Origin of the sequence: Candidatus Palauibacter polyketidifaciens, from assembly GCF_947581785.1 — a bacterium.
Taxonomy (GTDB): Bacteria; Gemmatimonadota; Gemmatimonadetes; order Palauibacterales; family Palauibacteraceae; genus Palauibacter; species Palauibacter polyketidifaciens.
This window is the reverse complement of sequence record NZ_CANPVO010000008.1, coordinates 16,588-31,330: the sequence shown is the minus strand read 5'-3', so window position 1 is coordinate 31,330 and position 14,743 is coordinate 16,588. Positions and strand designations below refer to the sequence as shown.

The window sequence follows — 14,743 nt, the reverse complement described above, 5'->3', positions numbered from 1 at the left end:
GGGTCAACCCCGACGACTCGCGCCACGTGATGAAGGCCGACGACGGCGGGCTCGGAATCTCCTGGGATCGTGGCCTGAGCTGGCTCTACATCTCCGACCTGCCGGTGAGCCAGTACTACCGGGTCCAGGTGGACATGGCGGAGCCCTATAACGTCTATGGAGGCCTTCAGGACAACGGCTCCTGGATGGGGCCCAGCGAGACGTACCGCATGGAGGGGATTGTCAACAGCGACTGGCGCCGGCTGGGGGGCGGCGACGGCTTCGTGAACATACCGGATACAACAAACAACTATATCATATATACAGAATCACAATATCTGGGCCTATCACGGCTGGATATTCGGAGCGGACAGCGCACCAGCATCCGGCCCGGCAATCCCGCGGGCAATATCGCGGGCCGGCGCAACTGGGAGACCTGGCGGGAGGTGGGCACCTTCGAGGAGCAGCGCCTGGGCAACGCCATGGAGCCCGCCAACTGGGACGGTCCCTTCATCATCTCGCCTCACGACGGATCCACCCTGTACGCCGGTACCCGGACAATGTGGAAGACCACCGACCAGGGCGACTCGTGGCAGGCCCTCGGCGACCTCACCACCGGCGTGGATCGGCGCACCCTGCCGGTCATGGGGCAGATGCCGAACGACCTCACGCCATCTCTGGACGACGGCGTTCCCTACTACCCCACCATTTCGGCCGTCGCGGAAAGCCCGCTCCGGCAGGGCCTCATCTACGCCGGCACCGCGGATGGCCGCCTGCACGTCTCCCGCGACGGCGGCGAACGCTGGACCGACGTGGCCGCCCGCGACGCGTCCGACTCGGACGAACCCTCCGCCCTCTCCGGCTTCCCCGGCCTTCCCCCCGGGGCGTGGGTGAACGGCATCGAGCCCTCCCGACACGAGGAGGGCCGCGTCTATGCGGTCTGGAACAACTACCGCAACGACGACTACGCCAACTACCTGTACCGCTCCGACGACTACGGGGAGACCTGGGTCTCGATCACCGGCGATCTGCCCGCCGAGCGCGTGCTGCGCACGGTGCGCGAGGATCCGCGCAACCCCTCGGTGCTCTTCCTGGGCGCCGAGATCGGGCTCTTCTACACGATGGACGGCGGCGCGCACTGGACCGAGGTGCGGGGCGGGATGCCGACGCTCCCGTTCAACGACCTCGTCATCCATCCGCGCGACAACGACCTCGTGCTCGGGACGCACGGGCGAGGCATCTGGATCCTCGATCAGATCAACGCACTCCAGGAACTGACGCCCGAGGTCATGGCCAGCCCGGCGCACCTGTTCACCATCGAGCCCGCCACGCAGATCAGGCGTGCAGGCGGAGCCGCCCACGCGGGCGATGTCCACTACCAGGGCGAGAATCCGCCCAACGGCGCCATCCTTGATTACTGGCTCGCCGAGGAGGCACCCGACGAGACGGTGAGTGTTGCCATCGAGGATGAAGGCGGCGCACGCGTTGCGATGCTGGACGGGACCACGGGACAGGGGATGAACCGGGTGGTGTGGGACATGCGCCACGAGGTGGAGGCCGGACGAGGCCCGCTGGTCGTCCCCGGCACCTACACCGCGCGCCTGCAGGCTGTCGGGGTGGAGTCCGCACGACGTCTTTCGGTGCGCGAGGATCCGCGAATCGATGCGCCTGTCGACGTAAGATCAGCCTGGACAACCACTTTGCTGGAGCTGGCCGAGGCGAGAGCCCGGGTCGACTCCGAAGGGTCGCGTATCGAGGAGGCGCTCGAGGGAATCGCTGCGGAGGATGTCGGCCCCCGCGCCGCCAAGCTGCGCGACCTGCGCCGCGAATTCGGTGAGTTGGCCAGCCGCCTCGCCCGCCTCACGGGCGCCGTGGAGGGGGTGGTCGGCCCGTTGACGCAAGACCAGCAGTCGCAGCGGGAGTTCTACATGGAGATGCTGGAGACGCTGACGCGGGAGGCGCGGGAGGCAGGTTAGGGCCGCACCAAGCCAGCTAGCGTGCGCCGGTCGGCCCCGGACTCCGTCGCGTAGGCATTCTCGTCGAACGACGGATAGTGCGACGTTCCCGCACCGATCCATCGATCATCGACGTGCGGGCTTCGAGGTCGACCCGGGAGAAGGCCTGTCCGTACTCCTGTCCAACCACGACCATCCGCAGTTCCTGATCGTCCACCAAGAGGTCGTAGTGCTTGCCGACGTGGCTCATCTGGCCCTCGTAGAAGTACGGGGGCGCGCTGGCACCGCAATCCCGGTGGTGTCCGCAGATGAAGCGCTCGGCGTCGAGCAGATTCCGGCGGACGTATTCCTTAAGGTCCCCGATCCGCTTGCCGGTGCGTTCCGGGTCGGAGTTGATCCTCAGCCTAGCACCTGAAGCGCGATTTCCGGGGCCTTGTCCAGGATGCGGAGCAACGTTCTGGCGGCGCCCGTGGGACCCCGCTTGCCCTGTTCCCAGTTGCGGATCGTCTCGAGCGATACGTCGATGCGCCGCGCAAACTCCACCTGCGTAAAGCCCATGCGCTTGCGGACCCGGCGCGTAAACCGCGCCATGTCCCGCATTGCTTCGGCGTCGTCCTCCCGCTGCTGCGCGATCAGGTCCGCCTCCGTGGTGCTGTCCAAGACGGCGTAGTCGACCCTCCCTTCGGGTAGGCTTGCCGGGTCGTCCAGATCAATTCTGATGCGCGTCGTGCCCATATTCCCGAACGTCCTTCTTGTTGGCCTCGCTCTTGGCATCGTCCCACTCAAAACCCATGTGTTATGATGTAGGCCATTGGCCTACCATCGTCAAGTTCGGCCCGAGGCGCGCCGACCACCCTTCCCCACCCTGGTTGCGGAGCGATGTCGATCGCTTGCGGGCTGGCCGCCATCGCGGCCCTCCACCGTTTCGCCGTATTATCCGCCATGCGCTCAACCAACCCTCAACCACCCTTCTCGCAAACCATTGCGCACGGAGCCGTCGAGCCATGCCCCGGTTTGAGATGACCGCGTTCCTGTGCCGCTGACACCTGAGCAGCAAGCCCGTGTGAAGATCGACGGGCAACTCGAAGCCTGTGGTTGGGTCGTTCAGGACTTCGCGTCCATGAACATCCATGCGGGGCGTGGCGTGGCTGTCCGGGAGTTTCCTCTGAGATGGACGGACGGTGCCGAGATCCGGCGCGGATCCGCCGACTACCTGCTCTACGCAGACGGGTGGGCCGTTGGGGTTATCGAGGCGAAGCCCGCCGGACACACCCTCCAAGGCGTCGTCGTCCAGTCGAAGCGCTACACCGAAGGGCTCGACGAGCAGGTTCCCGCGCGGTACCGCCCCCTCCCCTTCGCCTACGAGTCCACGGGCGAGGTGACCCAGTTCACGAACGGCCTCGACCCCGACCCGCGCAGTCGCGAGATCTTCACGTTCCACCGTCCCGAGGAGTTGCTGCGGCTACAGGATCTCGGATCGGAACAGCTGCGCCGGCTGCTCCGGAAGATGCCGGACCTGCCGCAAGGCAAGCTCTGGCCCGTCCAGCACGAGGCCATCGCGAACCTGGAGCTGTCGCTCTCGCATGCCCGGCCGCGCGCCCTCATCCAGATGGCCACGGGCAGCGGCAAGACCTTCACCGCGGTCTCGGCCTGCCACCGGCTCATCAAGTACGCCAAGGCCAAGCGCATCCTCTTCCTCGTCGACCGCAACAACCTGGGACGGCAGACGCTGAACGAGTTCCAGCAGTTCAGGGATCCTTCCTCCGCGTACACCTTCTCCGAGGAGTTCGTCGTCCAGCACTTGAGCGGCAACGCCATCGATCCGGCCAGCAAGGTCGTCATCACGACCATCCAGCGCCTCTATTCGATCCTGAAGGGAGATCCCGAGTACGACCCCGCCAACGAGGACGAGTCGCTTTTCGAGTCCGCCCGACAGCCCGGCAGCGAGCCCGTTCCGGTCGAGTACACGCCCGACGTGCCGCCGGAGATGTTCGACTTCATCGTCATCGACGAGTGCCACCGCTCGATCTACAACGTTTGGCGGCAGGTGATCGAGTACTTCGACGCGTTCCTGGTCGGGCTGACCGCGACCCCGAGTCCGCACACCATCGGTTTCTTCAGGCACAACGTCGTGCAGGACTATTCGCACACGAAGGCCGTGGCGGATGGGGTCAACGTCGGCTACGACATCTACCGCATCAAGACGAAGATCTCGGAGGAGGGTGGCGGCCTGACCGCGGAAGCGGGGCGCTATGTTCCGAGGCGCGACCGCCGTACCCGGAAGACGACGCTCGCGGAGTTGGAGGACGACCTCACGTACACCGCGACCCAACTCGACCGGGACGTCGTCGCTCCGGACCAGATCCGGCTTGTCGTGCGCACCTTTCGGGACCACCTGTTCACGGAGATCTTCCCGGGCCGCACCGAAGTCCCCAAGACGCTCGTCTTCGCCAAGCAGGACAGCCACGCTGACGACATCGTGAAGATCATCAAGGAGGAGTTCGGCAAGGGCAACGACTTCTGCCAGAAGATCACGTCGAAGACCACCGGCGCCTCGCCCGAGGATCTTCTCAGCAGCTTCCGCAACTCGTACAACCCGCGTATCGCGGTCACCGTGGACATGATTGCGACCGGCACGGACGTGAAGCCGCTCGAATGCCTCCTGTTCATGCGCAACGTCAACTCGGCGGGATACTTCGAGCAGATGAAGGGGCGCGGGGTGCGCGTCATCGATCGCGACGACCTTCAGAGCGTGACCCCGGACGCAACTGACAAGACGCACTTCGTCATCGTCGATGCGGTCGGCGTGTGCGAGCGCGACAAGACCGTATCGCCTCCGCTGGAGCGTCGGCCTTCGGTCAGCACTGAGAAGCTGCTTCAGAGGGTGGCGATGGGGATCGTCGACGCGGACCTGGCGTCGAGCTTGGCATCGCGCCTGGCTCGGCTCGGCCGGCAGGTGGACGAGGGGCAGGCGTCGCGGATCGCACGCGAATCGGGCGGTCAGAGTCTGGCGGGGCTGACCGGTCGACTTCTGGAGAGCATCGATCCGCAGGCTACAAATGAGGCAGCCCTCGCGAAGCACGGGTTGCCCGAGGATGAGGAGCCATCCGCAGAGCAGCTGGACGCGGTGGAGCGTGAGCGCATGGCCGAGGCGCTCAAGCCGTTCAGCCAGCCGGGACTCAGGCGGGCGATCGTCGAGATCGCGCAGAGCCTCTACCAGATCATCGACGAAGCGGCGATCGACGTCCTACTCGACTTCGGGCATAGCGAGGCGGCGGTCCAGAGCGCTCGCTCGAAGCTTGACGATTTCCAGCGGTTCCTCGAGGAGAACAAGGATGACATCGAAGCGCTGCGGATCTTGTACAGCCGTCCTTACCGCGCGGGGCTCCGGTACCGTCACGTGAAGGAGCTGCGGGATGCGCTACGCAATCCTCCAGTCGGGCTCCACGATCCCGCCAACGGGCTGTGGCGGCTCTACGAAGCGCTGGAGCCGGAGCGTGTACAGGGTCGGGGTGGCAGCGCGCTCGTCGATCTGGTCGCGATCGTGAAGCATGCGATCGGTCCGGAGGATACGCTCGCTCCCGTGGCAGATCAGGTGGAGGTGCGATACCAAGCGTGGCTGGAAGAGAAGACGCACGGGGGACAGGAGTTCACGGTGGAGCAACGGCGGTGGCTGGATGCGATCAAGGACCATATCGCTACCAGCCTGGTGATCGAGCGGGAGAACTTCGAGGACGTGCCGTTCAACCAGTGGGGTGGGCTCGGGGGCGCGTGGCAGGCGTTCGGGGAAGATCTGGACGGGATGCTGGCTGAGTTGAATGAGAGACTGGCCGCGTGAAGGACGTACCGGAGGGATGGGTCCTAGCCCGGATGAAGGACGTGGTGTGCATCAATCCGACTAAGGCTAAGCCCGATTACGACGACCAGACCCCACTTGTATTCGTCCCCATGGCGCGAGTAGCCGAGGAATTCGGGGGAATCGACGTTACAGAGCGACGGGCTTTCGCGGCGATCAAGCGCGGCTATACGCAGTTCCAACCTGGTGACGTGCTTTTTGCCAAGATTACACCGTGCATGGAGAACGGGAAGATCGCCATTGTTCCCGAGATTCAACCACCTCTCGGCTATGGTTCCACCGAGTTCTTCGTCCTGCGGCTGCACACGGACGGCATGGGCCCGTGGATCGGTTACTGCCTCTCTCGATCCGAATTCAGGGACCAAGCGCGAAGAAACATGCAGGGTGCGGTTGGACAGTTGCGTGTCCGGAAAATCTGGCTGGAAGATGTGAAGATCCCTTTAGCCCCGATCGCCGAACAACAGCGCGTCGTCGCCAGAATCGAGTCACTCTTCGCGAGACTGGACATCGGCATCACCGCGCTTGAGCGTGCCGAGGCCAATCTGGAGCACTACCGCGCGTCCGTCCTCAAGGCGGCGGTCGAGGGCAGGATGACCCAGCAATGGAGGAAGGAGAATCCGCCCGAAGAGGCCGGCGAGGACCTGCTTAGGCGCATCCTGGCCGAACGGCGGAAGCACTGGGAGGAGGAACAACTCGCGAAGTTCAAGGCGAAGGAAAAAAGACCACCGAAGAACTGGGAGAACAAGTACAAGGAACCCGTAGAACCGGATGCCGGCAACCTGCCGCCGCTACCCAAGGGATGGTGCTGGGCGACGGTGGATCAGGTGGCAGAAGTGACCGGCGGGCTAACCAAGAACCCAGCAAGGAGTGGATTGCCGGTGAAGTACCCCTATCTGCGCGTAGCCAACGTCTACGCCGACGAGATCAGGTTGGACGACGTGAGAATGATCGGAGTTTCTGAAGCAGAACTTGATCGCGTGGCCCTGCGTCCTGGCGATCTCCTCATCGTGGAAGGCAACGGAAGCGCCGAACAGATCGGACGCGTGGCGGAGTGGAGGGGGGGCTTGGAGCCGTGCTGCCATCAGAATCACTTGATCAAGGTTCGCTGTGCTCCTTCCATCCGGTCTCGATGGCTGCTGACATGGCTCCTTTCGCCCCGCGGCCGGCAGGCGGTACTGGCGAAGGCGAGTTCAACGTCTGGTTTGTACACACTCAGCCTCTCCAAGGTCAGGGCGCTTCCCATTCCCCTGGCCCCCATCCGCGAGCAAGTCCGCGCTGTCCGATCCGCAGATTTGCTTTGTGACACCGGACGGGACGTGCAAGACCAAGTTGAAGCGGGCATGGCACTCCGTGCGCCCGCCCTTCGCCAGTCCATCCTCAAGCGCGCTGTCGAGGGGCGCCTGGTCCCGCAAGATCCTAACGACGAGCCCGCGTCCGTCCTGCTTGAACGCATCCGATTGGAGCGGGATGCTGAAGGGAACAAGAGAAGGCGGCGCTCCTCGAAGCCGAAACGCAAGCGCATGAGCCAAGTCACCTGATGCCAAACGACACGCAACAGATCGTCAACAAAGCCTGGAGCTTCGCCAACCTGCTACGTGACGACGGGCTGTCCTACATGGCCTACACGGAGCAGATCACCTTCCTTCTGTTCTTGAAGATGGCCCACCAGCAGACCCAGCCTCCGTGGAGCCGCCCTCCCATCGTACCGGACGGGCTCGACTGGCCGAGCCTTCTCGTTCGCGACGGCGAGGAGTTGGAGACGCACTACCGACGCATCCTGACAGAGCTTCCGAAGCAGGGAGGGATGTTGGGGGAGATCTTCAAGAAGGCTCGGCAGGAGATCCAGAATCCGGCGACCCTCAAGCGGCTGATCGTCGACCTGATCGATCCCGAGGACTGGATGTCGATGCGGGCGGACGTGAAGGGCGACATTTACGAAGGCCTGCTGGCCAAGTCGGCGCAGGAGTCGCCGAAGGGCGCCGGTCAGTATTTTACCCCCCGCGAACTGATCAAGGCCATCGTGGATGTGATGCAGCCAGGGCCGGCCGACACCGTCTGCGATCCCGCCTGCGGCACCGGCGGATTCCTCCTCGCTGCCCACGAATACGTGGTCCGTGAGCACGGAAGCACCTTGGATCCCGACCAGAAACGCCATCTCCGACAAGGCTTCGTTCGAGGCGGGGAGATCGTGCCGGCAACGGCCCGGCTCTGCATCATGAACCTCCATCTGCACGGGATCAGCCCGGATGAGTCACCGATCCAGTCGGGAGTCGACAGCCTAGCCAACGATCCCAGCCAACGCTTCTCGATGGTGCTTACCAACCCGCCGTTCGGAAGAAAGAGCAGCGTCCAGATCGTAAACGAGGAAGGGGAACTCGAGACGGAATCGCACGTCTACGAGCGGCAGGGCTTTTGGACCACCACGAAGAACAAGCAACTCAACTTCGTCCAGCACGTGAAGACCCTGCTCAAGAGGCACGGCACTTGCGCCATCGTCATACCGGACAACGTCCTGTTCGAGGGCGGCGCGGGTGAAACGGTGCGGCGCCACCTGCTCCAGCAATTCGATGTCCACACGCTTCTCCGTCTGCCCACCGGGATCTTTTACGCTCAGGGGGTCAAGGCAAACGTCCTGTTCTTCGACGCAAAACCCGCGCGCGAGAAGCCTTGGACCGAGCGGCTGTGGGTCTACGACCTGCGAACGAACAAGCACTTCACCCTCAAGATGAAGCCGCTGCGGCGGGCGGACCTCGACGAGTTTGTCGAGTGCTTCCGTGCGGGCGAACGCCACCAGAGGAAACAGACGTGGAGCCCGGAGAACGAGGCGGGACGCTGGAGAGCCTTCGAGCACGACGAACTGGCTTCGCGCGACAAGCTGAATCTGGACCTGCTGTGGCTCCGCGACAGCGCTCTGGAGGACGGCGAGAATCTACCGGAGCCGAAGGTGCTGGCGGTCGAGATCGTTGAAGACCTGCTCACCGCGCTGGAAGCGTTTCAAGGCGTCGTCCAGGAGCTTGAGTCATTGGGAGACAATGCATGAGTGGCGCGAACCGGCGCCGACGATTGGTCGACCCGGACATTTCTTGACTCCATGATCACACGCGAAGCCATCCTAGCCGCGGCCCTTACAGAGTCGTTGCTCAGCACGATCGCGTCCGTCTCCTATGAGGAAACCGATCAGCTGGCAGAGGTGCTTGCCGAACTCCACGATGACGGTACGCTCGACCTCCTGGAGGTCTTCCGGTCCGATCAACTCCCCGCAGCGGACCCTACATTCTTCAGGTTTCAACAGGTCTTCTGCCTGACCCTGCCGCTGATCCGCTGTTCAGTCGCGGAAGCAGCGGCTACCTGTGAAGTCCTCTTCGACAAAGCCGGCAATGACCTCGCCGCCGGCCAAGTCTACGACGCGCTCGTCAACTGGCTTCAACTCAGCCCCAGCCGCTCAGCCGAAGGACTGATGTTCGTCCGAAGCGATCTAGACAAGCAGACGGGCATCACCCGTCATGTTCTAGTGGCCGGTGCGGCACATGATCCGGAGAAGTATGCCGAGGAGGCGCTCGACTTGTCGCGGCAACCGCAACCACACATACGGCAGGATGCCCTCCTCGCACTCGGCCGAATAGCGCCGGAAGATGATGGCAGCATTCTTGACCGGATAACCGAACGCCTCGAGCAGGTGATCGAATCCCCGGGTTCGGATCGGGATGCAGCGTGCGCGGTCGGAGCGGCTCTACAACTGCTTGACCGGTTCGGCGAGAGGCTCGTGCCTGTGGTGGAGCCGCTCCTGATCAAGGCATGCACCAATCCTCAGCCGATGACGTGTCAAGCCATCACAGTCGGCCTTCACGGCGGCCACAGCAGCTATACGGAGGCGATGATCGACGCCAGCTTTTCGGCGATGCAACATGTGGACGGAGATGCTCCCGTCACCATCCAGTTCATCGACGTGATCCTGAGTCAGTGGGATTTGGATGGAGATCGACAGCGCGTGCTCCGTTTGTTGCGGTATCTACTTGGTAATCGCGACAACTCTATTGATCTTGAAGCGCTGGGTAGCTTCCGGCACAAACTCACGAACGGACCTGCTGACCTATTGGGATGGTATGTCGTCTCGCTTCTCCTAGCCGGCGACCACCGGCTCAGCCTTGTCGCCTGCCGACTCTTGCCGCACAACGAAGCTCCCGCTGGCCTCGATATCGATCTGACGGAGTTCGCTCTCGATCCCGCCTGGGTCCCATTCCTAGCCCGAAAGATCCTCGGTTACTGCCTCGCGCATAAGGCAGGTGCATCGGCGTTGCTCCTATCTTGTCTCCGGGCTGCATCCGATGAGAACCGCGCCGATGTTGAAGCACTGATTTGGTCCTATTTTCTGTTGAACTATCCGGGCGAGATCGAGTGGCTTGAAGGGGCTATCTCGGCGGACGACCCAGCAGAAGTATCCGTGAAACGGCTCTCGTCGTCGTTGGCGAGGTACCTCGAAGGACTGCAGCGGACCGGCCTCTGCTCCGCATTTCAACCGAGCGCCCGGGACCGCCTAATGCAGGTTCACCGGCAGAATGATCTGGCGCGGACGATCTGGAAGGAAGCCCAAGAACGTTCAGTCATGTCCCAGCTCGTTCATCGTTCGGTCCTACTCTATGGCAGTGGTTCGGTCTACTACGTGCCTGCGGACGAGGGGAGCGACCCGCAGCGGCAAGAGATGCCGTTGGCGAGTTTTCAGCAGGAAATCGACATGCCTAGGCTTGAGGCCCTCGATCCGGTCGGCCTCCAGAACACGATTCTTCGCTTCCGGTCGGAAGCTCCGCCGAAATGAAACTGATCCTCGCAGAGTATCTGGCGTCGCTGAAGGAACGCGGCGAACTCGACGTCATCCTGCCCGATCTTCTCAGCGAAATCGGCATGTCGGTCTTCTCGAGACCCGCGATCGGCACGAGACAGTATGGCGTCGATGTCGGCGCGGAGGGCGATTGGGAGGGCGACCGTAAGGTCTTCCTCATTTCCATCAAGCCTGGAGATCTCAGGCGTGCCGCTTGGAACACCGGCCCACAGTCCCTGCGGGCGTCGCTCGATGAGATACGGGAAGTGTACATCCCGAAGATCTTGGGGGAACGCTTCAAGGACCTCCCGGTGGTGATCGTTCTTTGCCTCGGTGGAGAGCTGCATGAAGGCGTGCGAACAGAGGTCGGGGGCTACATCGACAAGTACACAGAGGAGGGCAGGATCGAGTTCGATATCTGGAATGGGGACAGGCTGGCCGGCCTAATCCTCTCAGGCGTGCTTCGGGAGAACGCCCTTCCAGAAACGTGGCGGTCTGACTTCCGCAAGTCGCTGGCGCTCGTCGACGAACCCGACGCCAGTTTCGAACACTTCTGCCGCCTCATGACCAGCATTGGCAACGCGTGTGAGGCGGCCGGACCGGCGCACCTCACGGCGATCCGCCAGATCTACCTCAGTCTTTGGACGCTCTATGTTTGGGGCCGCAACGCTGACAACATCGAAGCCGCCTATCTTTGCAGCGAGCGGGCCGTCCTTGTCGCGTGGGAGCTTGCCAAGGAGTATCTCAAGTCCGAATCGGAAGACGCGCGGGAGATCGGACAATCGATGGGACGCCTCATCGAGCTGCACCTCCAGATCGCCGACGACTACATCGCCAGCTACGTTGAGCCGAGGGCCAAGGCGGCTCACGGCTTGAGTGCCGGCGTGCCGAGCCATGCGTCCTTGGACGTGAATCTCAGAATGTTTGATCTCGTTGGGCGCATCGGGAGCAGAGGGCTGTGGCTCCTGCATTCTGCGGAGCGTATCGCACAAGACGGTCGGGAGGAAGACGAGGAACAAGCCGGACTTGCCGTGCGGCGGACGGCCCAACTTCTCACCGACATCATCGCGACCAACCCCATTCTGTTCACCCCGATCAAGGACAGCCAGGCGATCGACATCAACATCGCATGCCTTTTCCTGAATGGAGTCAAATCGGCCTCCGTGATCCGCGAATGGATTGGGACTACTGCCGAAGCGACGATGTTCGCCTTTCGGACCCATGGCCTGTATCCCTGCGTCCACAACGAGTACCGGGATCTGATCGACCACCCGAGGCAGGACGATGATTATCGCGTCGAAGCCACCGCCGGCAGCTTGCTGATTCCCACGCTGGCGGTTTGGGCCGCTGTCACGAAGGACGCTGACACGCTGGGGCAGTTGGCGGACTTCGTAGCTGGACCCTACGCCCATTCGACGTTACAGCTATTGTTCCCGGGCTCCGACACCGAAACCCACCTTTACCGGAACAGCGATGCCCACGGACTGGCGTTCACCGACATTGAGATCCAGCGTTCTTTCGAGGCCACGCTCGCTCGTATCAAGTTGGAAGACGAAGCCAGCGGGGCGTTCACTTCGTTGTCTGCCGTCCGCTTCGGCCTATGGCCGTTGGTTATTCTTGCTAGCCGACACTATCGCGTTCCAGTGCCGCCTCAGTTCTGGCCACTAGGAGAGTCGATCAATGACAAGACGCGGTGAGTAGAAGGCGGCGGACCGAGTTCGACACGGTGGTCCGCCGCCTAGATTTCTTCCATCGCCGGACCTACTGCACGCGCGTGTGCCGCGGGTGGGGTGTCCAACTCTTGGGGTTACTTGAGGGCGAGCAGGAAACCCGGCTGTGGCGGCCGCTGAAGCGCTGCGTCGGAGATGCGCGGACAGAGGCGGACTTCTCGGCGGTGGGAGCCGTGGCGGTGGCAAGATAACCCAGCGAGTTCGTCCACTGCGTCCTGGTGAAGACGGCATAGTGAAGGCCGGCCAAGGCCGATTCGCTCTGGTGCCAGCGTTCAAGTCGCTGTATCAACTGCGGAGATGCCTAGGCTGCGCCGGAGACCATCGGCGTGAGGCCAAATCCCGATGACGTAGTTCGCCATCTGTTCGCTGCGGTATCCGATCTCTGCTTCATTCCAAGCCTCCCCTTTCATGTCTCGGAGCAACCGTTTGTTCATTTCCAAGCGATCCTCCGCAAGCAGTTCCCGCTTCTCGGTCCAAGGGCGATTGCTCAGCTTGGAGTTGTACGCGACCAACGTGAGGTTACCTATGCGATGGACGATTTGATCGAGTCGATGCCTAGCGTCTTCGCTGCCATCGAAGCTCAGATCGTCGGCCCAGTGACGCTGCCAGTCCTGTGGGACCACATGCTCGATGGTCACCGATCCTAGCGTAAACGGACCGTCGCTCGACGTGGTATTCTCACCGTGCATCCTCTCAGCGATGGCGCTCAGCAGGTTCTTCAGGCGTGGTTTTGAGATGCGATTGTACATATCACCGCTGAGGAAATACCGCATGATCTGGTCGTCGGAAGGCCAATACGCGCTACTGGGCGAGTTGTCGAAGCGGTCGATCAAGGCAGACACGATCTCGTCCGCAGACGTATCGCGGAGCGCTTGGACATGCGCGAACGCTACGTCATCGAAACCGGAGTAGTACGCCTTGAGCGCCACGCGCCGCATCAGGTAGCTGTCCACGACACTGAGCGCTCGGTCTAGCGCGTCGCCGTAACCCAACTTCTCCACCAACTCCATGAATACGGGGATCAGCGACGACAGCTTGATGATATCAGTCGCCCGATGCATGACCTGCCCGGCGTGGGCCGAGAAGCCGTTACGTTCGTCAATGGCCCTGTAGATGTCAGCGTATCGCTTGAGACGTTCTGTCATGGCCATCAGCTCGTCGTCATTGGCACGGTAGATGTGCTCGCCGACGTAGCGGAAATCACGATAAAGCCGGCCCCGGGGCAGCGTCTTGATCAGCTCGCCCGACAAGCTGTGAAGACGCTTGGGAAGTTCAATCTGTGCGAAGAAGAACAAGAATCGATCGATGTGCTTGCCGTGGAAGCGGGCCTCGCTCACGATCTGACTCCAGTACGGATCAGCGTCGTAGTGTTCTAGATGCTCCCGGTAGAACTTATCTCCGTAGGAGTCATCCTCGCGAACAGCCAGGGAGAGGATGTAGTTCTTGGTCTTCTCCCATTCGGTGAGAGGGGCACCCCGAGCGTTCAACGTCTCGAAGATCGTGTGGCTGTTCTCCCGGTCGTCCAATCGAATGTCAACGACTTGCAACTTAGTTAGGAGGCCCGTGGTCAAGGCTCCGGCTAGGGCTTCGGTTTGGTCAGAATCGCTGGAGTCCAGCCAGTCTCGAACTGCTTCGAGGAAGTAAGCGTAGCAGTCCCTGAGACTCGATTCCTCCGGATCGCGGTTGGAAGAACCGGGCGAGAGAGCGGCATCAATTATCGCCGTGAAGCCAGCGTACTCGCTGCTCTTGTGCGTGATCTTGTACTTGTCGCCTTCAGCCTTCACGCTGCTGCTTGGATTGACGAGGAGGTCAGAAAGAATCGCGGCTGACTGCTCTAGGTCACGCTCAGAGAAGACAGTATGAGTCGCAGCAATGAACACTTGGAGCGTTGTGAGGCGCTGTTGCCCATCAACGACCCACCATTGATTGATGAAGCCGGAAGTACCGATTTCCTTCGTGATGATGGTGCCAAGGAAGTGGGGTTTCGCCTGCGTACCGTCAGCTAGGATTTGGCGTGTGAGCTCTCTGATGTCTTCCCAAAGAGGCTCCCAATGGGCTCGTTGCTTCCACACGTAGTTGCGTTGATAGCTGGGTACGATGTACTGCTTCCTTGACGCGAAGGCTTCGTCACCTGATGTCTTGACTGGTTGTTCCATGAGGCGATGGTCACTCCTGACTTTGAGATGGGCTCAGCTTATTAGGGGTTGTTGGTGTGGATTCTCGGACGGGAAGGGGTGTGCGGGGATGGGTACGACGTACAAGTACGGCATCACCTAATACCCGGCCTCGTCAAGGCTAGCGCTTCAGGCTGTGATCTTCACCTCCTTCTTGGTTGACTGCTGCGGGACCCTTGGATTTCCGAACCCCTCCCTAGAGATCTAATGTGGGATGCGCCGCTCCGTGCCAC

At 62.0% G+C, this 14,743-nt stretch carries 8 protein-coding genes and 1 pseudogene; 6 read left to right on the top strand and 3 right to left on the bottom strand.

Going from position 1 to position 14,743, the window contains the following annotated elements; translation table 11 throughout:
• A pseudogene (locus RN729_RS01510) lies at nucleotides 1-1,955 on the top strand (hypothetical protein); the annotation flags it as partial.
• Nucleotides 1,956-1,971: 16 nt separating this feature from the next.
• On the opposite strand, the gene RN729_RS01505 reads toward RN729_RS01510, so the two are convergent.
• Together RN729_RS01505 and RN729_RS01500 are read right to left on the bottom strand one after the other, a co-directional pair.
• Complete coding sequence (locus RN729_RS01505; RefSeq protein ID WP_310781860.1) at nucleotides 1,972-2,184, bottom strand: hypothetical protein; 213 nt, start codon at nucleotides 2,182-2,184, stop codon at nucleotides 1,972-1,974.
• Between the two features lie 149 nt (nucleotides 2,185-2,333).
• On the bottom strand, nucleotides 2,334-2,669 hold the full coding sequence (locus tag RN729_RS01500; protein ID WP_310781859.1) for a helix-turn-helix domain-containing protein: 336 nt from the start codon (nucleotides 2,667-2,669) through the stop codon (nucleotides 2,334-2,336).
• Nucleotides 2,670-2,997: 328 nt separating this feature from the next.
• On the opposite strand from RN729_RS01500, the gene RN729_RS01495 reads away from it, so the two are divergent.
• The 5 genes from RN729_RS01495 to RN729_RS01475 are packed head-to-tail and all read left to right on the top strand — an operon-like array spanning nucleotide 2,998 to nucleotide 12,303.
• Nucleotides 2,998-5,772 carry a DEAD/DEAH box helicase family protein gene (locus RN729_RS01495; RefSeq protein ID WP_310781858.1) on the top strand — a complete coding sequence of 925 codons (2,775 nt, stop codon included), beginning with the start codon at nucleotides 2,998-3,000 and terminating at the stop codon, nucleotides 5,770-5,772.
• A 32-nt stretch (nucleotides 5,773-5,804) separates the two neighbouring features.
• Nucleotides 5,805-7,328 (top strand): hypothetical protein, encoded by a 1,524-nt coding sequence (locus RN729_RS01490; protein WP_310781857.1) that lies wholly within the window; start codon nucleotides 5,805-5,807, stop codon nucleotides 7,326-7,328.
• Nucleotides 7,328-8,830: a class I SAM-dependent DNA methyltransferase gene (locus RN729_RS01485; protein WP_310781856.1), complete on the top strand. Its 1,503-nt coding sequence runs from the start codon at nucleotides 7,328-7,330 to the stop codon at nucleotides 8,828-8,830. Before RN729_RS01490 ends, RN729_RS01485 begins: the two co-directional genes overlap by 1 nt.
• Nucleotides 8,831-10,603, top strand: coding sequence for a hypothetical protein (locus RN729_RS01480; RefSeq protein ID WP_310781855.1), 1,773 nt, complete (start codon nucleotides 8,831-8,833; stop codon nucleotides 10,601-10,603). It abuts the gene before it with no gap.
• Nucleotides 10,600-12,303: a hypothetical protein gene (locus RN729_RS01475; protein ID WP_310781854.1), complete on the top strand. Its 1,704-nt coding sequence runs from the start codon at nucleotides 10,600-10,602 to the stop codon at nucleotides 12,301-12,303. The genes RN729_RS01480 and RN729_RS01475 overlap by 4 nt, the downstream gene beginning before the upstream one ends.
• 305 nt (nucleotides 12,304-12,608) lie before the next feature.
• Here the strand turns inward: RN729_RS01475 and RN729_RS01470 are convergent, their stop codons facing one another.
• Entirely contained in the window at nucleotides 12,609-14,492 is a 1,884-nt protein-coding gene (locus RN729_RS01470; RefSeq protein ID WP_310781853.1) for a DUF262 domain-containing HNH endonuclease family protein, read from the bottom strand.
• Nucleotides 14,493-14,743: the final 251 nt, after the last annotated feature.